General features: G+C 68.6%; 22 protein-coding genes. 13 read left to right on the top strand and 9 right to left on the bottom strand.

The window, feature by feature from the left end; all coding sequences use genetic code 11:
- Positions 1 to 11 precede the first annotated feature (11 nt).
- The gene (locus tag ACZ45C_RS01750) at positions 12 to 851 is read right to left on the bottom strand and encodes a hypothetical protein (protein WP_460561582.1); all 840 of its coding nucleotides are present in this window, start codon (positions 849 to 851) and stop codon (positions 12 to 14) included.
- Between the two features lie 146 nt (positions 852 to 997).
- Here ACZ45C_RS01750 and mutS point away from each other — a divergent pair, with 146 nt between their 5' ends.
- The 3 genes from mutS (at position 998) to azf (ending at position 5092) form a co-directional block, all read left to right on the top strand.
- Positions 998 to 3739: a DNA mismatch repair protein MutS gene (mutS, locus tag ACZ45C_RS01745; protein ID WP_460561580.1), complete on the top strand. Its 2742-nt coding sequence runs from the start codon at positions 998 to 1000 to the stop codon at positions 3737 to 3739.
- A gap of 56 nt (positions 3740 to 3795) precedes the next feature.
- Complete coding sequence (locus tag ACZ45C_RS01740; RefSeq protein WP_049984498.1) at positions 3796 to 4146, top strand: cell division protein SepF; 351 nt, start codon at positions 3796 to 3798, stop codon at positions 4144 to 4146.
- Positions 4147 to 4222: 76 nt separating this feature from the next.
- Positions 4223 to 5092, top strand: a complete 870-nt coding sequence (gene azf / locus ACZ45C_RS01735) for an NAD-dependent glucose-6-phosphate dehydrogenase Azf (protein WP_460561578.1) — start codon at positions 4223 to 4225, stop codon at positions 5090 to 5092.
- Positions 5093 to 5133: 41 nt separating this feature from the next.
- Here azf and ACZ45C_RS01730 read toward each other — a convergent pair whose 3' ends face one another.
- Positions 5134 to 5877 (bottom strand): DUF309 domain-containing protein, encoded by a 744-nt coding sequence (locus ACZ45C_RS01730; protein WP_460561576.1) that lies wholly within the window; start codon positions 5875 to 5877, stop codon positions 5134 to 5136.
- Positions 5878 to 6283: 406 nt separating this feature from the next.
- Here ACZ45C_RS01730 and ACZ45C_RS01725 point away from each other — a divergent pair, with 406 nt between their 5' ends.
- The 7 genes from ACZ45C_RS01725 to ACZ45C_RS01695 are packed head-to-tail and all read left to right on the top strand — an operon-like array spanning position 6284 to position 11830.
- A complete protein-coding gene (locus ACZ45C_RS01725; RefSeq protein ID WP_460561574.1) occupies positions 6284 to 6667 on the top strand; it encodes an urease subunit beta in 384 nt (127 codons plus the stop codon).
- On the top strand, positions 6664 to 8376 hold the full coding sequence (gene ureC, locus ACZ45C_RS01720) for an urease subunit alpha (RefSeq protein WP_460561572.1): 1713 nt from the start codon (positions 6664 to 6666) through the stop codon (positions 8374 to 8376). The genes ACZ45C_RS01725 and ureC overlap by 4 nt, the downstream gene beginning before the upstream one ends.
- Positions 8373 to 8732, top strand: coding sequence for an urease subunit gamma (locus ACZ45C_RS01715; RefSeq protein WP_460561570.1), 360 nt, complete (start codon positions 8373 to 8375; stop codon positions 8730 to 8732). Before ureC ends, ACZ45C_RS01715 begins: the two co-directional genes overlap by 4 nt.
- Positions 8729 to 9352: an urease accessory protein UreG gene (gene ureG, locus ACZ45C_RS01710; protein WP_460561568.1), complete on the top strand. Its 624-nt coding sequence runs from the start codon at positions 8729 to 8731 to the stop codon at positions 9350 to 9352. The genes ACZ45C_RS01715 and ureG overlap by 4 nt, the downstream gene beginning before the upstream one ends.
- On the top strand, positions 9349 to 10374 hold the full coding sequence (locus ACZ45C_RS01705; RefSeq protein WP_460561566.1) for an urease accessory protein UreD: 1026 nt from the start codon (positions 9349 to 9351) through the stop codon (positions 10372 to 10374). Before ureG ends, ACZ45C_RS01705 begins: the two co-directional genes overlap by 4 nt.
- Entirely contained in the window at positions 10371 to 11078 is a 708-nt protein-coding gene (gene ureE, locus ACZ45C_RS01700) for an urease accessory protein UreE (protein WP_460561564.1), read from the top strand. Before ACZ45C_RS01705 ends, ureE begins: the two co-directional genes overlap by 4 nt.
- Positions 11075 to 11830, top strand: coding sequence for an urease accessory protein UreF (locus tag ACZ45C_RS01695; protein WP_460561562.1), 756 nt, complete (start codon positions 11075 to 11077; stop codon positions 11828 to 11830). The genes ureE and ACZ45C_RS01695 overlap by 4 nt, the downstream gene beginning before the upstream one ends.
- A gap of 8 nt (positions 11831 to 11838) precedes the next feature.
- On the opposite strand, the gene ACZ45C_RS01690 is transcribed toward ACZ45C_RS01695, so the two are convergent.
- Both ACZ45C_RS01690 and ACZ45C_RS01685 read right to left on the bottom strand, forming a co-directional pair.
- Positions 11839 to 13794, bottom strand: coding sequence for a type II secretion system F family protein (locus ACZ45C_RS01690; protein WP_460561810.1), 1956 nt, complete (start codon positions 13792 to 13794; stop codon positions 11839 to 11841).
- Positions 13795 to 13814: 20 nt separating this feature from the next.
- The gene (locus tag ACZ45C_RS01685; protein ID WP_460561560.1) at positions 13815 to 16205 is read right to left on the bottom strand and encodes a type II/IV secretion system ATPase subunit; all 2391 of its coding nucleotides are present in this window, start codon (positions 16203 to 16205) and stop codon (positions 13815 to 13817) included.
- A gap of 260 nt (positions 16206 to 16465) precedes the next feature.
- Between ACZ45C_RS01685 and ACZ45C_RS01680 the strand changes: the two genes are divergently transcribed.
- Complete coding sequence (locus tag ACZ45C_RS01680) at positions 16466 to 17452, top strand: bile acid:sodium symporter family protein (RefSeq protein ID WP_460561558.1); 987 nt, start codon at positions 16466 to 16468, stop codon at positions 17450 to 17452.
- Positions 17453 to 17584: 132 nt separating this feature from the next.
- Positions 17585 to 18496 carry an HpcH/HpaI aldolase/citrate lyase family protein gene (locus tag ACZ45C_RS01675; protein ID WP_460561556.1) on the top strand — a complete coding sequence of 304 codons (912 nt, stop codon included), beginning with the start codon at positions 17585 to 17587 and terminating at the stop codon, positions 18494 to 18496.
- 161 nt (positions 18497 to 18657) lie between these two features.
- On the opposite strand, the gene ACZ45C_RS01670 is transcribed toward ACZ45C_RS01675, so the two are convergent.
- From ACZ45C_RS01670 to ACZ45C_RS01650, 5 genes are all read right to left on the bottom strand, one after another.
- A complete protein-coding gene (locus tag ACZ45C_RS01670) occupies positions 18658 to 20409 on the bottom strand; it encodes an L-lactate permease (RefSeq protein ID WP_460561554.1) in 1752 nt (583 codons plus the stop codon).
- Between the two features lie 176 nt (positions 20410 to 20585).
- Positions 20586 to 21035, bottom strand: coding sequence for an acyl-CoA thioesterase (locus ACZ45C_RS01665; protein WP_460561552.1), 450 nt, complete (start codon positions 21033 to 21035; stop codon positions 20586 to 20588).
- A 192-nt stretch (positions 21036 to 21227) separates the two neighbouring features.
- Complete coding sequence (locus tag ACZ45C_RS01660) at positions 21228 to 21683, bottom strand: pyridoxamine 5'-phosphate oxidase family protein (RefSeq protein ID WP_460561550.1); 456 nt, start codon at positions 21681 to 21683, stop codon at positions 21228 to 21230.
- A 127-nt stretch (positions 21684 to 21810) separates the two neighbouring features.
- Complete coding sequence (locus tag ACZ45C_RS01655; RefSeq protein WP_460561548.1) at positions 21811 to 21993, bottom strand: DUF7560 family zinc ribbon protein; 183 nt, start codon at positions 21991 to 21993, stop codon at positions 21811 to 21813.
- 208 nt (positions 21994 to 22201) lie between these two features.
- Positions 22202 to 22837 carry a helix-turn-helix domain-containing protein gene (locus tag ACZ45C_RS01650; protein ID WP_460561546.1) on the bottom strand — a complete coding sequence of 212 codons (636 nt, stop codon included), beginning with the start codon at positions 22835 to 22837 and terminating at the stop codon, positions 22202 to 22204.
- Positions 22838 to 23006: 169 nt separating this feature from the next.
- On the opposite strand from ACZ45C_RS01650, the gene ACZ45C_RS01645 reads away from it, so the two are divergent.
- Complete coding sequence (locus ACZ45C_RS01645; RefSeq protein ID WP_460561544.1) at positions 23007 to 23396, top strand: helix-turn-helix domain-containing protein; 390 nt, start codon at positions 23007 to 23009, stop codon at positions 23394 to 23396.
- The last annotated feature ends 90 nt before the right edge of the window (positions 23397 to 23486 follow it).

The following is a 23486-nucleotide window of genomic DNA, read 5'->3' as shown; positions in this document are numbered from 1 at the left end:
GAGCCCCGCTGTCAGTCGGCGGCGGTGTCGAGGGAACCGGGCTCGATCTCGAGGAGTCGGGCGTCACAGCCTTCACACCGGGCGACGACCACGTCGCGGGTGGTACAGCAAGACGAGACGACTTCCTCTCCGAGCGACACGTCCCCACCGCAGCTCGGACACGTCTCGACGAACAGCCGCAGCCCACCGAGCACGGTGCTTCGCGCCGATTGCGAGAGGTTTGACCAGCCATCGCTGCGCTCTCGCAACACGCGGTCCGCGGCGACGTCCGCCCGGAACGCGGCCCGCGACACCCAGTGGCCGACGCGCTCGCCGTCGACGGCGGCGAACACCGCGTTCCCGCGCTCTTCGACCACGAGAGACGCGTCGTCGACCTCCCCGATGTCGGCGATCCGGGTGACGGCCGCGGCGTCGTCGATCTCGTCGCCGTCGAGGTGCGCTCGCCACGCCGACGCGAACCACGGGGCGTACGTCAGATCGCTCCCGTCGTCGGTCTCGACGAGGACCCCCTCGGACAGCAGGTACGACTCGGGGTCGACATCCGCCGCCGCGTCCGCCGCGCGCTGGCCGGGTTCGTCGGGCACCTTTCCGAACAGCGCGAGCACTCGTTTCGGCAGGTAGCGCTTCGTCAGTTGGGGCGTTCCCGGGACGAGATATCCGCGAAGCCAGATCGCGGCCAGCGAGGCGGCGACCACGACCGCGCCGGCCGCGGGCGCGACGCCGATGCCCACGGCGACGCCGAGGGCGACGGCGATACCGGCGTTGACGGCCGTACAGGGCAGACACCGGTTCTCGCCGGTGTGTTCGGGATGCCGGATCCGATCGACGATTCCGCCGCGTGGCGTGTTCATACGCGTCATCACGAGCGGTGAGGTTTTGTATGTCGGGGCGGCGCGATCGCGCCGGTCGCTCTCGCGGCCCGGCCGGTCGTCGCGTCTGCCGCCGTCCGCCCCCAGACCCGTAGGGTTTTAGCCGCGCACGGCGGGAATACGGACATATGGCTACGGGGATCGTCGGGGAGTTCCTCGATCTCAAGGCGGAGACGGACGCGGACGTCCTCGCGATGCAGTGCGGCGACTTCTACGAGTTCTTCGCGGACGACGCGGAACTGGTGGCAGAGGAACTGGACTTGACCGTCTCACAGAAGTCCTCGCACGGCTCGTCGTACCCGATGGCGGGCGTGCCCCTCTCGGAACTGACGCCGTACGTGAGCGCGCTCGTCGAGCGCGGATACCGCGTGGCCGTCGCGGACCAGTACGAGACCGACGACGGCCACGCCCGCGAGATCACTCGCGTCGTCACGCCCGGTACGATCCTGGAGACGACGGGCGACGACGCGCGGTACCTCGCGGCCATCGTCCGTGAACGCGACGCCGACGCCCCCTACGGGCTCGCGCTCGCCGACGTGACCACCGGCCGGTTCCTCGTCACCGAGGTCGCCGACGCCGGCGACCTCCGGGCGGAGCTGTACCGGTTCGACCCCGCGGAGGTGTTGCCCGGTCCCGCGCTCCGCACCGACGACGACCTGATCGCGGCGGTCCGCGAGGACCTGTCCGGATCGATCTCGCTGTTCGACGCCGAGGCGTTCGCCCCCGGACGAGCGACCCACGCGGTCCGCGAGCAGTTCGGCCGCGAGACCGCGGACAGCGTGGGGATAGACTCCGAGCTGGCCCTGCGGGCGGCGGGCGCGGTGCTGGGGTACGTCGAGGAGACCGGTGCGGGCGTGCTGGCGTCGATGACGCGGCTCACCGCCTACGGCGACGACGACCACGTCGAACTCGACGCGACCACCCAGCGCAACCTGGAGATCACGGAGACCATGCGCGGCGACGCGGACGGAACACTGTTCGACGCGGTCGATCACACCGTCACCGCGGCCGGCGGCCGGCTGCTCCGGGAGTGGCTCACCCGCCCGCGGCGCGACCGAAACGCGCTGGAGCGGCGGCTCGACGCGGTCGAGTCGCTGGCCGCCGCCGCGCTCGCGCGCGACCGGCTCCGCGACACGCTCGGCGACGCCGCCGATCTCGAACGGCTGGCCGCGCGGGCGACGAGCGGGAGCGCCGGCGCGCGGGAACTGCTCTCGGTCCGTGACACGCTCGCGCTGCTGCCGGCGCTCGTCGACGCGGTCTCCGGGAGCGACCTCGCGGACTCGCCGGTCGCGACGGTTCTCGACGGAATCGACCGCGGCCGCGCGGCCGAGTGGCGCGCGGAACTGGCCGCCGCGCTCGCCGAGGACCCGCCCAAGACGACGACGCAGGGCGGGCTGATACGGGAGGGGTACGACGACGAACTCGACGAGCTGATCGCGAGCCACGAGGAGTCGAAGGAGTGGCTCGACACGCTCGCGGACCGGGAGAAGCGTCAGTACGGGCTCAGTCACGTCACCGTCGACCGCAACAAGACGGACGGCTACTACATCCAGGTCGGCAAGTCGGTGGCCGATCAGGTCCCCGAGCACTACCGCGAGATCAAGACGCTGAAGAACTCGAAGCGGTTCGTCACCGCCGAACTGGAGGAGCGGGAACGCGAGGTGCTCCGATTGGAGGAGGCCCGCGGCGACCTGGAGTACGAGCTGTTCGAGGAGATTCGCGAGCGCGTCGCCGGCGACACCGAACTGCTGCAGGACGCGGGGCGAGCGATCGCCGAACTCGACGCGCTCGCCTCGCTCGCGACCCACGCGGCCGGCAACGACTGGACGCGCCCCGACCTGACCGACGACCGCCGCCTCGCGGTCGAGGCCGGCCGCCACCCGGTCGTCGAGCGGACGACGGACTTCGTCCCGAACGACCTCGAACTGGACGCCGAGCGGGGCTTCCTCATCGTCACCGGCCCGAACATGAGCGGGAAGTCGACGTACATGCGGCAGGCCGCGCTGATCCAGCTTCTCGCGCAGGCAGGATCGTTCGTCCCCGCACGCTCGGCGGCGGTCGGGCTCGTGGACGGCATCTACACCCGCGTCGGGGCGCTCGACGAGCTGGCGCAGGGCCGGTCGACGTTCATGGTCGAGATGCAGGAACTGTCGAACATCCTCCACTCGGCTACCGAAGACTCCCTCGTGATCTTAGACGAGGTGGGCCGCGGCACGGCCACCTACGACGGAATTTCGATCGCGTGGGCGGCAACCGAGTACCTCCACAACGAGGTCCGCGCGCGGACCCTCTTCGCCACGCACTACCACGAGTTGACCGCCCTGGCCGACCACCTCCCGCGAGTCGCGAACGTCCACGTCGCCGTCGACGAGCGCGACGGTGACGTGACGTTCCTCCGGAGCGTCCACGACGGCCCGACGAACCGCTCGTACGGCGTCCACGTCGCCGATCTGGCGGGCGTCCCCGACCCGGTCGTCGAGCGGGCCGACGCGGTGCTCGACCGACTCCGCGAAGAGAAGGCGATCGAGGCGAAGGGCGGGACCGGCGGCGGCGCCGGGGGCGGAAAATCCGTCGGCGACACGGAGCAGGTCGTCTTCGACCTCTCGTCGGGGTCGTTTGCGAGCGACGAGAGCGGACAGGCGGACGCGGCCGCGACGGGCTCGGCCGGAACGGGAGCGCCCGGCGACGCCGACCGGACCGGAAACGGCGGGTCGACGGCGACGGCGGCGAGCGAGTCGGTCGACGAACCGGAGTCCGACGCCGAAGCGGTGCTCGCAGACCTGCGCGACGTCGACGTCGCGGCGACCGCACCGGTCGAGTTGCTGTCTCGGGTGCAGGAGTGGCAAGCGCGGCTCGACGACTCGACCTGACCAGAGCGACGGCGTCTGACGTAAGAACTAATGTCCGACCTCGTCGTGTAGTGTGTATGGGTATTATGAGCAAGATCCTCGGCGGGGGCGGGAATCGGTCCGTCGACGACTACGTCGAGCTCGACCTCGACGATTTCGCCGAGGCGCACGCGGAAACGGGAATGCAGGTACACATCGCGGAGATCGGCGATCAGAGCGACATCATCCCGATCAAAGACGCCGTCTACGACGGCGACTTCGTCATCGCTGACATCACCCGCCACTCCACGTCAGACCGGACGATAGAACACATCATCGACGAGCTTCGACAGGTCGCTCAGGAGGTCGACGGCGACATCGTCCAGAAGGGCGACGATCAGATCGTCGTTACCCCGACCGGCGTCAACATCTCCCGCGAGAAACTCTAGCTCTCGTCTACGCCCGAACGACCGCCCACGGTCGAACCGTGCATTATATGCCCGTCTCTCGCCCATAGACGAGCGAATGGACGAGCCGGTCCTGCTAACTGGTGCCGGGGGGCGGGTTGGACAAGCCATCCTCGACGGCATCGGCGGCGAGTACGACTGGCGGCTCCTCGACCGTGAGCCGCTCCCGCGAGCGAAGGTTCCGGACGGCGTCACCGACGCCGATCTGCACGTCGCGGACATCACCGACGAGCGCTCGATCGCGGAGGCGATGGCTGACGTCAACGCCGTGGTCCACCTCGCCGGCGACCCGCGCAAGACCGCTCCGTGGGACTCGGTGCTCCGGAACAACATCGACGGGACGCAGGTCGTGATGCGCGCCGCCGTCGACGCCGGCGTCGACCGGTTCGTGTTCGCCTCATCGAACCACGCGGTCGGGGGGTACGAGACCGACGACCGGACGCCCGAGTTGTACCGCACCGACGACGACTACCGACTCGACGGCACCGAACTCCCCAGACCGGGGAACCTCTACGGCGTCTCGAAGGCGACCGGCGAGGCGCTCGGCCGGCTGTACCACGACGCACACGAGATGAGCGTCGTCTGCGTCCGCATCGGCAATCTCACCAAGGACCATCCGCCGCGGGAGTACGAGCGCGGGCAGGCGATGTGGCTCTCACACCGCGACTGCGCGCACCTGTTCGATCGCTGCCTGCAGGCGGAGTACGGCTACGAGATCGTTTACGGGATCTCGAACAACGACCGCCGATACTACTCCATCGAGCGCGCCCGTGAGGCGCTCGGCTACGACCCCGCCGACAACTCCGCGGACTACACGTTCGAGGGCGAGCCGAAAGACGGGGCCGACGGCGGGAGCGGACCGATCGACGACACCGCCGCAGAGCCGAACTTCCCCTCCGACCCCGACACGCCGACCGACGGGGCCTGATAGCTCTCCGCGACCGCGACGGCCGTCGCACGCTCTCCGCCTCAAAACAGCCCGTCGACGTCGCGCCGCTTTCGTCGCTCTCGCTCGACGCGATCCGCGAGCCGCGCGGCCACCTGCGGACGCGACGACGGGTCGCGGCAGAACGCGAAGAGCAGCTCCGCGAAGGTGGTCCGTCCGGTCCCGCGCTCAGCGCGCGCGAGGCTCGCGGCCTCCTCGACGGTCTCCTCCGTACCGGGCTCGACCGCGCCGGCGAGTGCAGGGGCGGCGAGCAGCGTCGTCGAGAGGTCGAGTTCGCCGAACGTGCGGACCGCGCCGTCGATCCGGATCGCTGGCGGCGTCGCGCGCTCGATCACCTCCGGGTCGGCGGCGAGTCGCCGACACCAGTCGCGGATAGCGCGCGTGTCGACGCCGCGGGTCGCGTCGGCGTCATCGTTTTCGTGGTTATCGGCCTGATCACGGCTGTCGGTGTCGCCGTGGGCGTTTCCGCCCTCGTCGCCGTCGCCGGGGGTGTCGCCGTCCTCGCTCCCGTCGCCGATCCCGCCGAGATATCGGACCGCGTTCTCCGCGCAGCCGACCGCGCCGGACCAGTTCCGCTCGGTCGCGTGGTGTGTCGCCGCCGCGGCCACGATCAACCCGTGGAACAGCCGCTCGTCCGTCCCGGAGTCGAGCGGTAACCACGCCGCCTCCCAGGGATCGTGTGCCGCGAGCGGGTAGCCCGCGTTGAACAGCGCGGCCCCCGCGGCGAGCGCGGCGTCGAGGCCGACGTCTGTGCGACGCTCAGTCACGGCGAGTCGTCCGTACTGCCGATATATAAGGACTGAGTCAGCGGAGGCGCTCCGTGGGTCACGTGTCAACGCATCCACAGCGATCACCTCACCCATCACCTCGTCCATCACCGAGCACCCCATTCACCCGTCTCCCACTGCCCGTCCACTCACCTCGCTCACTCACCCACCGCTATCTGCGACTTTTCGTGAACAAACGACGAGTTTTGCCACCGGTATTCGTCTGAACGGACGACTCGATCGAAAATATTGCCAGTGAAGTGCGTATCAGACAACTACACGACGACATAACCGCATAGAAATACACTAAAAGGAAGTATTTTACACGTAATGTTCGAACAGCTCCCTAGTATGATGGACGAACTCGCAATCGACTGCGTGCGGTCTCGACGCGGTGATCGGGCCGATGAGTGATCTCGTGCCAGGCGAACTGCTGCCGGCGGACGAGCCGGTCGAGATCAACGCCGACCGGGAGACGGCGTCGGTCACCGTCGAGAACACGGGTGACCGTCCCTCGCAGGTCGGCTCTCACTTCCACTTTTTCGAGTGCAACAAGGCGCTCGAATTCGACCGAGAGGCTGCCTACGGCATGCGACTCGACATCCCGGCCGGCACGGCCGTCCGGTTCGAGCCGGGCTGTGAGGAGGACGTCGACCTCGTCGCGTACGGCGGGAACCGAGTCCTCCGCGGGATGGGCGGGCTCGTCGAGGGCGACCTCGACGACGAGGAGGTCCGGGAGGCGGCCTTCGAGCGGGCCCGCGAGGCGGGGTATATGAGGGCCGACGAATGAGTCGCGATCTTTCCCGGAAGGCGTACACCGACCTGTTCGGGGCCACGGAGGGCGACCGACTGCGGCTCGGCGACACCAACCTCCTCGCGAAGATCGAGACGGACCACGGCACCTACGGGGACGAGGCGGTGTTCGGCGGCGGCAAGACGATGCGCGACGGGATGGGAATGCAGCCCGGTACGACGCAGGCCGACGGGGCCCTTGATTGGGTATACACCAATGTCGTCGTCATCGACCCCATCCTCGGCGTCCAGAAGGGTGACATCGGCGTGCGCAACGGGGAGGTCGTCGGTGTCGGCAAGGCCGGCAACCCGGACACGATGGACGGCGTCGACGACAACCTCGTCATCGGCGCGAGCACCGACACGGTTCCGGCAGACGGGCTCATCGCGACGCCGGGGGCGTTCGACATCCACGTCCACTTCAACAGCAAGGAGCTGTTCGAACACGCCCTCGCGAGCGGGATCACGACGATGTTCGGCGGCGGGTACGGCGGCGGCGCGACGACCTGCACGCCCGGCCCCGAGAACGTCAAACGCTTCCTGCAGGCGGCGGAGGAGTGGCCGATGAACGTCGGCTTCTACGCGAAGGGGAACAGCAGCCAGCCCGAACCCATCCGCGAACAGATCGAGGCCGGTGCCTGCGGGCTCAAGCTTCACGAGGACTGGGGCTCGACCCCGGCGGTGATCGACTGTGCGCTCGACGTGGCCGACGAGGAGGACGTGCAGGTGTGTATCCACACCGACACGCTGAACGAGTCCGGCTTCGTCGAAGACACCTTCGACGCCGTCGACGGGCGGACGATCCACACCTTCCACATCGAGGGCGCGGGCGGCGGCCACGCGCCCGACGTGCTCGAACTGATCGGTCACGAGCACATGCTGCCGTCGTCGACGAACCCGTCGATGCCGTACACCGTCAACACGTTCGACGAGCATCTGGACATGGTGATGGTCTGTCACCATCTCAATCCGGACGTTCCCGAGGACGTCGCCTTCGCCGAGTCTCGCATCCGGTCGGAGACCATCGCCGCCGAGGACGTGCTCCACGACATGGGCGCGATCAGTATGATGACCTCAGACTCCCAGGCGATGGGTCGCATGGCCGAGGTGATCTGTCGAACGTGGCAGACCGCCCACAAGATGAAGGCCCAGCGCGGACCGCTTCCGGCCGACGAGGGGACGGACGCGGACAACGCCCGGATCGAACGCTACGTCGCGAAGTACACGCTCAACCCCGCGAAGGTCGCCGGCATCGACGAGTACGTCGGCTCGCTGGAGACGGGGAAGATGGCCGACATCGTGCTCTGGGAGCCGGAGTTCTTCGGCATCAAACCGAAGTACGTCATCAAGGGCGGCTTCCCGGTCCACAGCGAGATGGGCGAGGCCAACGGCTCGCTTATGACCTGCGAGCCGGTGATGCAACGCTCCCGGGCCGGCGCGGTCGGCAAGGCGAAGAACGCCCTCAGCACGACGTTCGTCAGCGAAGCGGCCTACGAGAACGACGTCGGCGAGGATCTGGGGCTGGACTCGACGGTCCGGCCGGTCGAGGGCACCCGCGACGTCGGCAAGTCGGACATGCTGCACAACGATTACTCGCCCGAGAACATCGAGATCGACGCTCAGACGTTCGAAGTCGAAGTCGACGGCGAACACGTCACCTGCGAGCCGGCCGAGGAGGTCCCGCTCGCACAGAGGTACACGCTATGAAACTCTCACCCAAGGACAACGAACGGCTCACGATATTCATGGCCGCGGAGCTGGCCAGACGCCGGAAGGAACGCGGGATCGAACTCAACCACCCGGAGACGGTCGCGTATATCTCCGACTGGGTCTGCGAGCGCGCTCGCGAGGGGGAAAACGTCGCGGAGATCCGCGCCGAGGCGACGAGCCTCCTCTCCCGCGAGGACGTGATGGAGGGCGTTCCCGAGATGGTGGACATGGTGCAGGTCGAGCCGACCTTCCCCGACGGCACCAAGCTCGTGACCGTCCACGACCCGATCCGGAGCGACAGCCGAGAGCAGCTGAACCAGGGCGGCGATTCCGTGGCAGGTGACGGGGCGTGACGGGCCACAGAGACGTGGCCACGGTCGGGCTCGGCGGTCCCGTCGGCTCCGGGAAGACCGCGCTCGTCCAGCATCTCGTTCCGCGGCTCGACGACGCCGGCTACGACGTCGGCGTCATCGCCAACGACATCATGACGCAGGAGGACGCCGACCGCCTCCGCGAGTCGTTCGCCGATCGCCTCCCGCCGGATCTGGTGGCCGGCGTCGAGACTGGAGCCTGTCCCCACACCGGGATCCGGGAGGACCCTTCGATGAACCTCGCGAAGATCGACGAGTTCACAGAGCGGCACCCGGAGCTCGACGTGGTGTTGATCGAGTCCGGCGGCGACAACCTCGCGGCGACGTTCAACCCGGAACTCGCCGACTACTTCGTGTTCGTCATCTCCGTCGCCGAGGGCGACGACATCCCGCGCAAGCGCGGCCCAGGCGTCACGCAGGCCGACCTGCTCGTCGTCAACAAGACGGACCTCGCGCCGCACGTCGACGCCGACCTCGACGTGATCCGCGAGGACGCCGCGACGGTCCGAGGGGACGACCCGACGGCGTTCACCGACTGCAAGTCAGACGAGGGCGTCGACGCCGTTGCCGACGCCATCGAACGGAGCGTCCTGTTCGCGTGAGCGCAGACACCGACATCTCGGAGTTCGACGGCGACGGAGACGCGGTCGCCGTCCCGCCGGCGTTCCGCGAGTACGGCGAGCAGAAGCTTCGACAGTCCCCGGCATTCGGCCACGGCAAAGACGGCGTCGCGGACCTCGTGGTCGCCCGCGAGGGCGACAACCCCACCCGGCTGCTGTCTGACTTCGTGAAGGTGCCGTACCACCTGACGGGCACGCTCGACAGCGACTCCGCGCCGGGACTGACGACGATCTGTCTACAGGACCCGACCGCCGTCGTCACCCAGGGCGACCGCCGGCGCCTCTCGGTCGAGGCCCGCTCCGGCTCTCTCGCGCGCGTCACCACTCAGAGCGCGACGAAGGTCCAGTCGATGAACGCCAGCTACGCCCACCTCGACGCGACGCTCGTCGCGGAGTCGGGCGCGTACCTCGAATACCTCCCCGGGCCGACCATCCTCAACGAGGACGCTCGGTGTCTCCAGACGACCGCGGTGTCCGCGGCCGCGGACGCGACGGTCGTCGTCGGCGACGTGTTCGTCCCGGACGGGCTCTCGGATCACGACCCGTTCGGGTTCGACCACTACCACAGCCGGTTCGAGGCGCGCGTCGAGGGAGACCTCGTCTGTGCGGACGCCGTCGACCTCCGGCCCGACGAGCGCGACCCGCGCGACCCGGCGACCGTCGGAGAGCACAGCGTCGTCGGGACGCTCTACGTCGTCTCCCCCGCGGGACCCGACGTCGGCGCGCTCGCCGACCGGGTTCACGACCGGATCGCGGACGGGGTCGGCGATGACGACTCGGGAGAGGCCGACGCCACAGACGACGGCTCCACGGACGACGAGCCGGCGGCCGACGAGCCGACCGTGGTCGCGGGCGCGTCGGTGCTGCGAGACGACGCCGGCGTCGCGGTCCGCGTCCTCGGCGATCGGAGCGCGGACGTGACGGCCGCCGTCGAGGCGGCCTGGGACGAGACGCGCGAGGCGTGTCTGGGCGTCGGAGCGCCGCTGGAGGGGCGCGGCCGATGAGACGCGTCGACGGGATCGTCGGCAACGTCGACGACGATCCGGATCTCGCCGAGGCTGTCGCGGCTCACGAGCGGGAGGGGACGCTCGAACGGATCGTCCTCGACGACACCGAGCGGCGGCGGTCGCGGCTGCGCGTGACGACCGAGGCGGGCACCGAACTCGGCGTGCTCGTCGACCGGCCCGAGCTGACCGCGGGCGACGTGCTCCTGATGGACGACGACCGCGCGGTCGTCGTCGCCTTCGAGCCGCGCGAGGCGTTCGTCGTCGAGTTCCCGGCCGCCGAGGCCGCGGTGTCGACCGCAGTGGAGTTCGGTCACCGAGTCGGGAACCAACACTGGGACGTCGCGGTCGAGGGCACCGCCGTCTACATTCCGGTCGCGGCCGATCGAGCGATCATCGAAGACGTGCTCGGACCGTACCTGCCGCCCGAGGCGACGACGCGGTACGAGACCGTCGCGGCCGAGCGCTTCATCGAGGACAGCGACTCGGGAGGCGACCGCGGACACGGCTCCGCCGCCGATCACAAGCACGGGCAGTCCCACGAACAGAATCACTCCCACGATCACGAGTCCGGCCACGGGCACGACGGTCACGGCCACGAACACGAGACTGGCCACGGGCACGGCGATCACAGTCACAATCACGAGCACAGCCACGATCACAACGGCGATACCCAGCCGTCGACTCGGGAGGGAGACCGATGAACGACCGCGCTCTGTTGACGGCGATGCGTCTGTCGGACTCGCTGCTCCCGGTGGGGACGTACACCGCCTCCTACGGTATCGAGCAGTACCTCAACGAGGACGGAATCGAGACGGCGGACCAGTTGGGAAACCTGATCGAGGGGTACCTCCATGGGGTGATCGGACCAGCCGAGATCGTCGCGCTCGGCCACGCGCACCGATCGGCCGCGGCCGACGACCTCGACGGGGTGCTCGCGGCCGACGAGCGGCTCGGCGCGGCGACGCTCCCGGCGGAGTTCCGCGACAGTTCGCGCAAGGCCGGCGGGAAGCTCCTCGAACTGCTCGCCGAGACCGACGACGCGACGGCCGCTTCGGGGGCGAGCGAGTCACCCTCCGCCGCCGACGCGCTCGGAGAGGTCCAGATCGAGGGTGTGGTCGTGGAGTACACCGCGGCCTGTGAGGCGGGCCGCACCGACGGCCACTACCCGGTCGCGCTCGGCGTCGTCTGCCAGCGGGCCGGCCTCGACGCCCGCGACGCGGCCCTGGTGAACGCGTACGCCTCCGTGACGGGTCTCCTCGCGGCGGCCCAGCGGCTCGGACGGTTCGGCCACACCGCGATCCAATCCCAGCTTTCGGGGCTGTTCCCCGCGATCGAGGCCGTCTGCGACCGCTACCACGACGCCGACCTCACCGCGATGTGCTCGTTCGCGCCGCTCGCTGACGCGATGGGCATGCGCCACGAGCGCGCCGACCGCCGGCTCTTCATGAGCTGACGCCGCCCTCACAACAGCCCGCCGCGCGTGAACGCCGCGTGACAGAGCGCGACGAGGACACCCGAGTGCAGGAGCGCAGCGTATCGCCCCCGGGAGGCGGTGCCGGCGAACCAGCCGGACGCGAGCATCGTCGCCTGCGTGACGACGTACAGCCGAAAGCGTTCGAGGTCCGGATGAACCGTCTCCGGCTCGGTCACGAGGTCGGTGGCGGCGGCAAGCTCTGCCAGCCGCGCCGCGTCTATCACCTGCGTGTTGACGACGGCGACGACGCCCGCGACCAGCGCGGCGGCCGCCCAGCCGACCGCGACGTACGGGTGCATCGACGACCGGAGCGCGCGCTGTTCGCTGTACAGCTGACCGACCTCGATCCGCAGCGTCTCGAAGACGGCGTCGGCGTCGCTTCCGGCATTTAACGCTCCCGTGACGAGTCCGAGCGTACCTTCTGCGAGCGGCGTCCCGACGCGGTCGACGAATCGGTCGACCGCGGCCGCGCGAACGTTGACGGTCCCCTTGACGTCCGAACCCGACCCGCCGGTCGCGGTCGTCGATCGGAGCGCGAACGCGAGGGCGGCGACATCCCCGTCTAACACGCCGAGGTCGGCGTCGCCAGCGACGGCCGCGACCGCGTCCGGAAACGGTCGTCCGTGTGCCACGTGTCCGGAGACGGCGTGGACGAAGTCGGCGAGTTCGCGATCCTTCGCGTCGTCGATCCGGGTGCGACGTCCCGCGACGACCCCGACGGGCACCGCGAACGTCGCGTACGCGAGCAGCGTCACGTTGACGAGGGTGTACCCCGTGATCGCGAGCCACGCCGCGAGACAGAGCGCGATCGGCGCGGCGACGACCGCGGCGCTCGCCGGGTTCCGACCGACGGACGCGAGGACCGCCCGCGGCGAGCCGGGACGGTCGTAGCTCGCGCGCTGGTTCGGCGGACGGAGCGTCCCGACGGCGACCGCGCCAGCGAGTCCGAGCGCGACGAGGAAGACGACGGCGCCGTAGAGCACGACCGCCCGCGTCGGAACCACCCCCACCGGCGTGTCCACCGGCGGGAGGAACTCGGGGATCACCACGCTGAGCGCCGTCGCCGCGATCACGAGCAGCGCCGGGAGCACGAGCACCGCGACGAACAGCTCCGTGAGCAGTTCCAAGAATCGGCGGGCCCGCTTGCGGGCGCGATCCTGTCTGTGAGCCAGCATCCGACTCTCCGTCCGGAGGTACGCCGCGAGCGCCGCGTCTCCGGTCGCAGCGTGCTTGCGGAACTTGAGTAAGAACGGCGCGAGCAGCTCTCGCGAGGGCGTGTCTCGGGCGACGCGTCGGAGTCCCTCGTCGAGGCTTCCGGCGAGCCGAGCCGCGTTGAGCGCCTTCCGCAGGGAGGTCGCGGTCCCGCCGTACGCGTCGCTCGCGGCGGCCTTCGCGATCATCGCGCGCGGCCCGTCGCTCCCGGACGCGAGCAGTTCAAGGTAGCGGACCGCTCCGGGGAGCGTCCGCTCGATGTCGGTTCGGCGGGTCGCCGTCAGCCACCGGAGGCGAACCCCGCCGAGCCGCACCGTCGCGCGCTTCGCGAGGAGGCCGACGACCGCGGCGATCCCCACGGCGGTCCACCCGGGAGAGCGCGCGGCCGCAGACAGCGTCGCCCCGCTTCCGACACGCGCGTCGACCGCCGCGAGCAGCGCCGGTGTCACGCCAGACGCGACGAGACACGTCGGCACGGCGACGACGACGCAGACGAGCCACGACAGCCCGTACACCCGAGACAGATACGTCTCGAACCCCGCACCGAGTGCGGTTCCGCGATAGCGTTTGCGGTCCGCGTCGTGGCGTCGGTCGCCCGCGTGGCGCGCGAACAGCGCATACAACACGCGGTCGGCGACCGACGCGCGCCCGCTCCGCAGGAACCCGTCGTCCGCGGCGGCGGCCAGCGTGCTCCCGCTCGCGCCGTCTACCTGCCCGGAGGCGTCGTCCAGCCCGGATCGCGGGCCCGTGCTCACGGTTCTCCCCGTTCGCGCCCGTTCCGTGTACCGCCCCCGGTCTGCGTGTCACATCCGGTCCGCGTGCCGTGTTCGGTCTGTGTCTGCCGATCGCGGATCGTGCGCGCGGCCCGCTCGACCGTCGCCGCCTCGTCGGTGCGGAGGTCGGCGAGGAACTCGAACAGGTCGTCGGCGTCGTCGACGCCCTCTCGAACGAGGTACTCGACGTAGCGCCGCTTGGCGGCGAACTCGGACGCCACGGCGTCGACATCGCGGTCGGTCCTGGCGGCCAGACGGGCGAACGCGTGGACTGGCCGCTCCTCCCGACCCGTCGGTGCCCCCGGGCCGACGCCGGCGGCGGACTGGTCCGCTTGCGGCGCGCCGGGGAACCGGAACTCCCCGTCGGCGGTGCGCCACGCGATCGTGTTGTAGTACACCGCCGTTTCACCCTTGTCGACGACGCCGGCCCCGCCGTGTTTCGGATTCCCGGTCGGACTGTGTGTCGCGTCCGGATCGAGCGACTCGTACTCGTCGGCCGAGAGCAGTTCGACCACCCGAGAGACGTATCGATCGCCGCCGACCTGTCGCGGAAAGACGATAACGTCGATCTCGCGCAGCAGCGAGGGTCGGAGCCCCCGCTCGATCACGCGATTGACGAGCGACTCCACGTCTTCGGCGTGCGTCGTCCCGATCACGCCGTGGCCGGTGTTCAACGTCTCGGCGAACGTCTCGAAGCTCGCCGGCGTGTTGATCTCGGCGATCACCTCTATATCGGGGTTGAGGTAGTTCGCCTCGGTCATCAGATCCGACATGCTCACCGCCTTGTAGGCGTCCTCGTGGTCGCGCGTCGTGAGCGACACGCCGGTCTCGTGGGGCAGCCGGACCTCCCGGGACCCCTCGTCGATCGAGACGGGGCGGTCGTCGAACGGGATGAACGGTGTGTGGGCGTTGAGAAGCGTCGTCTTTCCCACGCCGGTCGGTCCGGCGAAGAGAACGACGCCGCGGTGTTCGTACAGCAGCCACAGCAGCGTGACGAGGTCGACCGACAGCGCCCCGCGTTCGATCAGGTCGACCGGCGTCAGCGCATCAGGCGACTGCTTGCGGATCGAGACGTGCGGACCGCCCTCGGAGATGACCGGGAGCGCCACCGCACACCGGACCGTCTCCTCGACGCCGTCGATGTCGAGGTTCACCTTCGCGGACGGCGTCGAGGCGTTGAGTTCGGTTCCGTCGCGGGCCGCCAGCCCGGTGACGACGTTGACGAAGGCGGTCTCGTCGGCGAACGCGAGGTTGGTCGGAACGCGCCGCCCGGCGCCGTCGACACCCGCCCCCCGCAGGACCGACGAGCGCGGGATCGCTTTCACGCGCTCGCCGACGCGATTCGCCTCCACGTCCTCGAGGTTCGGATCGCGGATCGGGACGGTCAAGATACCCTCGCCGACGAAGTCGCGGAGCACGTAGTACGCGAGATCGTCGAGCCGGTCGCGTGCGTACCGCGAGTCGACCGGCGGCACCGCGAGGCCGCGGGCCGCGAGCGTCGAGCGCACTCGGTGGGTCGCCGCGTCGATCCACGCGCGGGTGTCGCGCGCGGTGAGCCGTCGCGTGAGGAACCGCCGGGCGTGAGCGGCGACGAACGACTCCCGATCGTCGACGACGCCGTTCACCGACGTCTCCCAGATCCGCTCTTTACACTCCTCTATGAGCGCCGCGTCGCCCGGGAGCAGGTCGGGTTCGAGCGCGGCGTACTTCGTCTCGAACGCGTCGGAGCCGAGCAGTCGCTCGCGGTATATCACCACGTCGACGGAGAGCCCCGCGAAGTCGACGGCGTACTGCGCGAGCCGCTCGGCCGCGACCCGCTCGACGTACGGGGCGTCCGCGTCGATTCCCGTCTCCAGCGGCGCGAACGTCTCCGTGTGGACGACCAGTTCGCGCTCGTCGCCCACGTCGGCTATCTCGATCCGATCGTCGAGGGCAACGGGCGTCAACTCGCCGAGCAGTCGGAGGTCGCGGAGGGCGTGGTAGCCGACCCGTCGCCGCGCGGCGGCGCTCGCGTCGAGCAGCCGGTCGAGCGCGCGCTCGTATTTCGGTTCGAACCCGGCGGACGCACGCTCTACCACTCCGATCCGCGTGAGCGGTCGGCGGTGACGGACGGCGGAGAAGTGGTCGTACACGCGGTCGAGCGCCCGCTTGTCACCCGGAGAGAGCGGCGGCTCACGCACGGAGTAGCCGAACCGCCCGCCGTCGCGCTCTCGAACCGTCGCCACGACGCCCGGGGCGGCCTCGTACTGCGCGCGGACCTCGGGCGCGTACCACGCCTCCGGGTCGTCCGGGGGAACCGGAGCGGGCACCGCGCCGGTGGGCTCGTCGGCCGCCTCGTCGCCAATACGGAGCGTCGGCCCCTCGCTCACGTCTCGGCCCCTCGCGTCGCTGGTCGATCCGCCGCGCCGTCGCCGTCCCTGCTCGTCGTCATCGTCGGTCGCGGGTGGCCCTCCCCCGAGTTAAGCGTTTGTTTTGTACCTGACATATAGTTTCAGCGAAGGGAAACGTCCGGCCGTCGGCGGACCGAATCCCCGCCACCGCCAGCTTTTCCCGCGCGTCGCCCCGCAGTCTCCGGGTATTGTTGCCAGTTGTGGTCGATACTTGACGCGGTCGGGCGAACGGCGACGCGATGAGCACACTCGACACGCTCGAACGCGTGGGAACGTTCACGAGCAAGTACTTCGTCCTCTGGGTGGTGATCGCCTCGGGTGCCGCGTTGTACGCCCCCGGCGCGTTCACGCCGATCGGCAACTACATCACGCCGCTTCTCGGGGTCATCATGCTCGGGATGGGACTGACGCTCACGCCCGCAGACTTCAAGCGGATCGTGGAGCGTCCACGTGACGTGTTGATCGGGGCGGTCGCGCAGTGGCTGGTGATGCCGACGCTCGCGTACGCGCTCGTCGTCGCCCTCGGGATCCCGTGGGAGATCGGGATCGGGCTGATCCTCGTCGGAGCCGCGCCCGGCGGGACCGCCTCGAACGTGATGACGTACCTCGGTCGAGGCGACGTCGCGCTGTCGGTGACGATCACGACGGTGACGACCATCGCGGCCCCGCTCGTGATGCCGGCGTGGATCGTCGCACTCGCGGGCGAGCAGATCTCCGTTACGTTCGCACAGCTCTCCCAAACGATCATCTGGGTCGTGCTCGTTCCGGTCGTGGCCGGACTCGCGTTGCGGCTCGCGCTCGACCGCTACGCGCCGACGGCGGCGAAGATCGGACTCTCGGTGTTCCCCGCGATCAGCGTCGTGGCGATCGTCGCTATCGTGGCAGCCGTCGTCGGACTCAACGTCGAGGACATCCTCACCGCGAGCGGTATCGTCGCGCTCGCGGTCGTCCTGCACAACGGGATCGGGCTCGGTGCGGGATACGGGATCGGCAAGCTCACCCGGATGCCGGAAGACCGCGCTCGCGCCTGTGCCTTCGAGGTCGGCCTCCAGAACAGCGGACTCGCCGTCGCGCTCGCGGTCGCGTTCTTCGATCCCGTCGCCGCGCTGATCCCGGCGCTGTTCAGCGTCTGGCACAACGTCTCCGGGCCGGCGCTCGCGACCGTGTTCACCCGGATCGACGGCGAACCGGTCTCGGAGTACGAGCCCGCGGTCGAATCAGACTGAGCCGTACGGCGACGGAATCGACCCCGCGAACCGCGATCCGAACGCTCTGTGTGGATGTACTCGCTTTCGCCTCGGAGAAAACCAAGTGAGGTAGATTTATTTTCATGGATGAACGTCGTAGATCCGTCACACATGACGGACGTTACTCTTCGTCGGACGCAACTGGCAACGCCCGCGAGCGACGAGAAAATGATGCACTCGGCGGCCGACAGCGACGCTGACGAGGTCTTCCTCGATCTGGAAGACTCCGTCGCGCCGAACGCGAAGCCCGACGCGCGCGCGCCGCTCATCAAGGCCGCTCGCGAAGAGGACTGGAGCGACAAGGTCCTCAGCTTCCGGATGAACGGAATCGACACCCAGTGGTGGTACGACGACCTGATCACCGTCGTCGGCGAGGCCGGCGAGTTTATCGACGACATCATCGTGCCCAAGGTCAAGTCCGCCAGCGACATTCACACGGTCGAGAACCTCCTCGAACAGATCGAGGTGAACAACGACCTGGAGGTCGGCGGTATCGGCCTCGAACCCCAGATCGAAGACGGCGAAGGGATCCACAACGTCCACGACATCGCGCACGCCTCCGACCGACTCTCCTCGATCATCTTCGGTCCCGGCGACTACTCCGCCGCGATGGGGACCCCCGGCCTCGACATCGGCCAGTTCCCGGAGTATCCCGGACACTATTGGCACCACGCCCTCTCCGAGTGTAACTCCGCAGCGAAGTCCGCCGGCCTGCCGTGTCTCGACGGCCCGTACGCCGACATCGAGGACCCCGAGGGCTTCCGTGAGTCCGCCAACAACGCCAACATGATCGGCTGTGACGGCAAGTGGGCGATCCACCCGTCGCAGATCGAGATCGGAAACGAAGTGTTCGCGCCGGACCCGGAGGTCGCCGAGCGCGCGAAGCGCATCGTCGACGCCTACGCCGAGGCGATGGAAGAAGGCAAGGGTGCCGTGAGCGTCGACGGCCAGATGGTCGACGAGGCGACGAACAAGATGGCACAGGACATCGTCGAGACCGCGGAAGCCGCCGGCATCCTGTAGTCGGGCCGCCGCGCGCTCGACCGGCCGATCTCCGTTTTTTTGCGACGCTCGCGACGAGGAGCCGCCGGTGTAGCGATGCAGTCGAGATCACGAACACGCTCGACGCTCGGCTACCGCAGCGGCGACGCGTCAAAAAAACCGCGACCGAGTCCGAACGCCGTTCAGAAGACGTTCGGGAACAGCACGTAGCTGAACACCATACACAGGATTCCGACTCCCGTCGCGTAGTAGAGTAGCGGGATGAGGTTCAGCCGCATCACCCGGCCCTCCTGTCCGAGGAGCCCAACCGTCGCCAGCGCGGCGACGAGGTTGTGGATCGCGACGAGGTTCCCGATGGCACCGCCGACGGCCTGTGCGCCGACGATGATCGTCCGCGGGAGCCCGAGTTGCGTCGCCGCCTCGAACTGGAACGCGCCGAAGGTGATGTTCGAGACGGTGTTCGACCCGGCCATCGCCGCACCGAGCGCGCCGATCAGCGAGGCGAACGCCGGGTACGCGACGCCGAGTGTGTCGGCGGTCGTCTGCGCGAGTAAGACGATCATACTCCCGACCTCGGGCGCGCCCGGATGCGCGCCGGACTGGAGCATCACCTGCACCATCGCGATGACGAAGACCAGCGCGATGAACGGCGAGACGATCTTCCGACCGGCCTCCTTCCACGCGTCGCCGACCTCTTGGCTCGACATGCCGAAGATCGGGATCGCGAGCACGGCGCTAACGAGCAGCCAGAAGCCCGGCACGTTCATCCACGCGACCGCGCCGCTGAGCGTGGTACCGAGGATCCCGTCCCAGCTGACGATGAAGATGTCTCGGTTGATGAAGTTCGAGATCGGGGTGACCGCACGGGTCACGACCAGAAGCAGCACGAGCAGGACGTACGGCGACCACGCCTTGAACAGCGTCATGTCCTCGCCGCCGCTGAGGTCGGCCGCCTCCGCCTCGGGCGAGTCGGCGTCAACGCCGTTCGAACCGTTCGATTGCCCCGGCTCGATCGAGCCGACCCAGTGGTCGGCCCACTTCTCGCGCTCGGGGAACTCCCAGTCATCGTCGGGAAGGAGGTACCCCGCGCGCAGAATGCTCAGGATGATCGTACCGCCGACCATCGATCCGATGAGCGACGGGAACTCGGCCGTGAGGAACCACGCCGAGATCCAGTACGGCACGGCGAAGGCGATTCCGGAAAGCAGGCACAGCGGCGCGACCTCCCAGGCCGGTGCCAGCGAGCGGTCGTCCGGATCACCGAAGAAGTAGACGACCATTCCGACGGCGAAAAGCGGCATCACGAACCCGACCAGGGCGTGATACGTCGCCGCCCACGCCGCCACCTCGACCGAGAACTCCTGGACGGACATGCCGCCCTCCTCGATGGCGGTACGGGTGAACTCCACGCTCTCCATCGGGCTCTGGATTCCGACCACGATCGGGGTCCCCACCGCCCCGTACGTGACCGCGATGATGTGTCCGATGACGCCGGCGACCACGGCGGCGAGCGCCGGGAAGCCGAGACCGAGAAGCAGCGGCGCGACGACGGCGGCCGGCGTTCCGAAGCCGGCGGCGCCCTCGATGAACGTCGCCATGAAGAAGGCGATCAACACGATCTGGACGCGCCGATCGTCGCTGACCGTCGCGAATCCGCGGTTGATCCGGTCGAACGCCCCCGCCTCCATCAACGTGTACAAGAGGACGAGCGCGCCGAAGACGATCCAGAGGATCTCGATCGCCGTCATCACCCCGACGGCGGACGCCCCGGCCAGCCAGTTCACGGGCATGTTCCACGCGAAGTACCCGACCGCGAGCGCGGCCACCCACGCCAGCGGCATCGCGCGGGTCGCCGGCCAGAGGAACCCGACCAGCAGTACGCCCGCGAGCAGCAGCGGAACCGCTGCGATGGCGATATCGATTCCAGTTGTCATGCGTCTCCCCCCCGGTAAGGTGTTACTACCCTCTGCCGTCCACGACTCGTGTCATGCGTTGACATCAACATGCGACGCGAGTTGCATCACATTCATTAATTATAAATCCCCGACTTCCCGCAGGATTAATCGCGTACCTCCTCGGGCGATGACTGTCCCTTCGTGTCGGATCGCCTTCACGACGTTTCGTCCGGTTCGGCGTCGAGCGCCGCGTCGCGTAGGGCTCGACACCGCTTTCCGGCCGTTTCGAGGTCGGGAACGGGGGTCGGCTCACCGCGCTCGTCGACCGCGACGAACACGAAGTACGACTCGGTCGTCACCTCTCTCTCGCCGGTTCGGGGCGATTCGCGGAACGCGCGCAGCCGAACGCGGACGCTCGTCCGCCCGGCCGCGTACGCGTACGACTCGATGACACAGGTGTCGCCCTGCGGGATCGGGCGCTTGAAGTCGAGTTCGTTGATCTTGGCCGTGACACACGTCTCGCCGGCGTGACGCATCGCCGACATCGCGCCGACCTCGTCCATCCACTTGACGACGTTCCCCCCGTGTGCCGATTCGTAGTTGTTCGTGTGCGTCGGCTGGACGCGCTGGCGGTTCTCGATGTACGTGTCGCTGACGGTCGGCATACGCCGACATCACCCGGACGCGGGAAAGACCCGTCGGCGGAACCGCCCAATCTGCGGGACCGACCCGTGGCGATCGCCCCGCCGGCATCGACGGTCCTCGCTGTCGGAGTCACGGAACGGCAACGCGGATCGTGACGCCTCTCGCGACGCGGACGCCAATCGGCACGAGGCGACGGTTCGATCGCGTCGGTCCTACGCGTCGTCGCGGTCGACGACGACGGTTCGTCCCGTGAGCCGGTCAGGGGTGAATCGGTAGAGATCGATATCGAGGTCGGACTTCCCGTCCGCCCATATCTCGAAGAGCGGTCGGCGCGTCTCGCCGTACTGCGCGATCGTCTCCGGAGTCAACTCGTCGAGGTCGACGCGGTGGAGGCGTCCGACGCCGACGACGCTACTGTACTCGTCTCCGCTCTCCTCGTACACCACGACCCGGGCCCGCGGGTCGGATCCGAGAAACTCGCGTTTCTCGCTGTCGGGGGTCGACACCAAGCGGAGGAACGCGTCTCGAGAGTCCGTGTCGAAGCCGTACGAGATGGGGATCGCGTAGGGGGTCTCGTCCCGCGCGAGCGAGAGCACTCCGGTCTCGTGTCGGGACAGGAACGCGTCGACCTCCGCAGCGGACATCTCGGTCTCGCTGTTCGTCGTCATACGCACAGTCTCTGTGCACGCCGGGATAAAGGATACGAGACGCGCGACGGAGATTCGACTGCGCCGCGTCGTGACTCCGTTCCGCCCCGAACCTCCGACGACGAACCCGCACGGCGAACTGCCGGTCTCACGAGAGGTGGTCGGCCGTCGGCGTCACCGCGGTCGAGGGACTCTCGAGATCGGCTTCTGTGACGGCCGCACCGCAGACGACACAGCCAACGTCGAGCAGCGTCGCCCGCATCGCGTCGTCCACCTCGATCGATCGGCGACACTCCGGGCAGACGAAGGTGTGTGTCCGTGAGTCCGTCATGGATACACGTCGGTACGGAACGCTCATCAAGGATGGATCGGATTCCTGTCGTTTCGGAATTCGATCAGGTGGGTTCGCAAACAATTCGATCTGGCTAACTAGCAAACGATTCAATCAGGTGGACGCACAACCGCTGTCTCACGCGCGGACGGCGACCCGTGATCGCGCCGACCGCCCGTCCGGGTCGCGCGAGACGCGCCGGTCGCCGTCAGGTGAGGACCGTCGAGAGCAACTTCCGCTGGGCGGCCGCGACGTGCTCGGAGAACGTCGAGCGATCGATCCCGAGCGACTCTGCGACCTCGCCAGCGTTGGCTCCCTTGGGGTGGTCGAAGTACCCGGCCTCGTACGCGGCGGTGAGCACCTCGCGCTGCCGCTCGGTCAACTCGCTTCGATCGACGGTGACCAGATCCGACTCCTCGGACGCCGAGGATGACTGGAGCAACTGTAACACTTGCATGTCGGCACACGACTCCCGAAAGTCGTCGAGCACGGAGCGAAGCGTCGGGAGGTCGGCGGCGTGGAACGTGACTATCAGCCGCCCGTCTCGGATCGTCGTCCCCGAGAGCGGGACTCCGTGGCGGTCGAGGACCGAAAACGGCGAGTCGCTTCGACACGCCGTTTCGAAGCGATACGCGGCTCTGGCCCCGTAGTCGAACACCACCTCGGCGTCGTCGGAGACCGAGAGGTCGGCGTCGGCGATGAACTCGAACACGACGGTATCCGCGTCTCCGTTGGGACCGCTTCGTGCGACGCTGTAGACCGGCGTCGAGCCGTCGACAATCTCCGCGAACGGCGACGGCGACGTCATCGGAAGCGACACTTCCGCTCTGATACCGGATCCCATCTACGTCCGTCCGTGTCCGCCGTCGGGCAAAACGTTGACGCCGCGGGGGTTCGCCCGCGGCGACCCGCACGCGACGGACGTGCGAGCGACCGTGACGCAGTTCGAGTTTATAAAATACCCCTCATATACAGGGGCGGTGTTGGGGTGTCTTGACTCGTTACCTACATCCATGAAGCGAAGCGCTCCGCACACGGCCGGATCGATCACCGCGACGGAAGGAGACGAGACGCTGGACGAGGCGTTCGACCTCCTCTCGGATCCCGATTGCCGCGCGATCCTCCGCGCTGCCGACACGGCCATGACGACGGGCGAACTCGCAGAGACGTGTGACATCGCGCTATCGACCGCATACCGAAAGGTCGAGCGGCTGAGCGATACTCCCCTGTTGGTCGAAGGCGTCCGGTTCGACCCTGGCGGAGACCACGCGGCGGAGTACACGCGCGGAGCCAGCGACGCGACGATCGAGTTCACGGACGACGGCGTCTCGCTGACGCTCGAAGCGCCGGACACGTCGGATCTCGCCGGTGGCTTCGATGCGACGGGCGTTTCGGCGGACTGACTCGCGCGGCCGCCGCGGGCTGACGCGACGCGCGCGCACGACAACGAAAATACCAGACCGGCGCGGGTTTTTGGAACTGATAATTCGAGA

Source organism: Halorubrum pallidum (assembly GCF_055380345.1).
This window is presented reverse-complemented; position numbering and strand designations above follow the sequence as displayed.

What these genes read in the sequence shown, in the direction of transcription:
- ACZ45C_RS01750 (WP_460561582.1), bottom strand. Translation starts at nt 851, where the DNA reads ATGAACACGCCACGCGGCGGAATCGTCGATCGGATCCGGCATCCCGAA.
- mutS (WP_460561580.1), top strand. Translation starts at nt 998, where the DNA reads ATGGCTACGGGGATCGTCGGGGAGTTCCTCGATCTCAAGGCGGAGACG.
- ACZ45C_RS01740 (WP_049984498.1), top strand. Translation starts at nt 3,796, where the DNA reads ATGGGTATTATGAGCAAGATCCTCGGCGGGGGCGGGAATCGGTCCGTC.
- azf (WP_460561578.1), top strand. Translation starts at nt 4,223, where the DNA reads ATGGACGAGCCGGTCCTGCTAACTGGTGCCGGGGGGCGGGTTGGACAA.
- ACZ45C_RS01725 (WP_460561574.1), top strand. Translation starts at nt 6,284, where the DNA reads ATGAGTGATCTCGTGCCAGGCGAACTGCTGCCGGCGGACGAGCCGGTC.
- ureC (WP_460561572.1), top strand. Translation starts at nt 6,664, where the DNA reads ATGAGTCGCGATCTTTCCCGGAAGGCGTACACCGACCTGTTCGGGGCC.
- ACZ45C_RS01715 (WP_460561570.1), top strand. Translation starts at nt 8,373, where the DNA reads ATGAAACTCTCACCCAAGGACAACGAACGGCTCACGATATTCATGGCC.
- ureE (WP_460561564.1), top strand. Translation starts at nt 10,371, where the DNA reads ATGAGACGCGTCGACGGGATCGTCGGCAACGTCGACGACGATCCGGAT.
- ACZ45C_RS01695 (WP_460561562.1), top strand. Translation starts at nt 11,075, where the DNA reads ATGAACGACCGCGCTCTGTTGACGGCGATGCGTCTGTCGGACTCGCTG.
- ACZ45C_RS01680 (WP_460561558.1), top strand. Translation starts at nt 16,466, where the DNA reads ATGAGCACACTCGACACGCTCGAACGCGTGGGAACGTTCACGAGCAAG.
- ACZ45C_RS01675 (WP_460561556.1), top strand. Translation starts at nt 17,585, where the DNA reads ATGACGGACGTTACTCTTCGTCGGACGCAACTGGCAACGCCCGCGAGC.
- ACZ45C_RS01670 (WP_460561554.1), bottom strand. Translation starts at nt 20,409, where the DNA reads ATGACAACTGGAATCGATATCGCCATCGCAGCGGTTCCGCTGCTGCTC.
- ACZ45C_RS01665 (WP_460561552.1), bottom strand. Translation starts at nt 21,035, where the DNA reads ATGCCGACCGTCAGCGACACGTACATCGAGAACCGCCAGCGCGTCCAG.
- ACZ45C_RS01660 (WP_460561550.1), bottom strand. Translation starts at nt 21,683, where the DNA reads ATGACGACGAACAGCGAGACCGAGATGTCCGCTGCGGAGGTCGACGCG.
- ACZ45C_RS01655 (WP_460561548.1), bottom strand. Translation starts at nt 21,993, where the DNA reads ATGACGGACTCACGGACACACACCTTCGTCTGCCCGGAGTGTCGCCGA.
- ACZ45C_RS01650 (WP_460561546.1), bottom strand. Translation starts at nt 22,837, where the DNA reads ATGGGATCCGGTATCAGAGCGGAAGTGTCGCTTCCGATGACGTCGCCG.
- ACZ45C_RS01645 (WP_460561544.1), top strand. Translation starts at nt 23,007, where the DNA reads ATGAAGCGAAGCGCTCCGCACACGGCCGGATCGATCACCGCGACGGAA.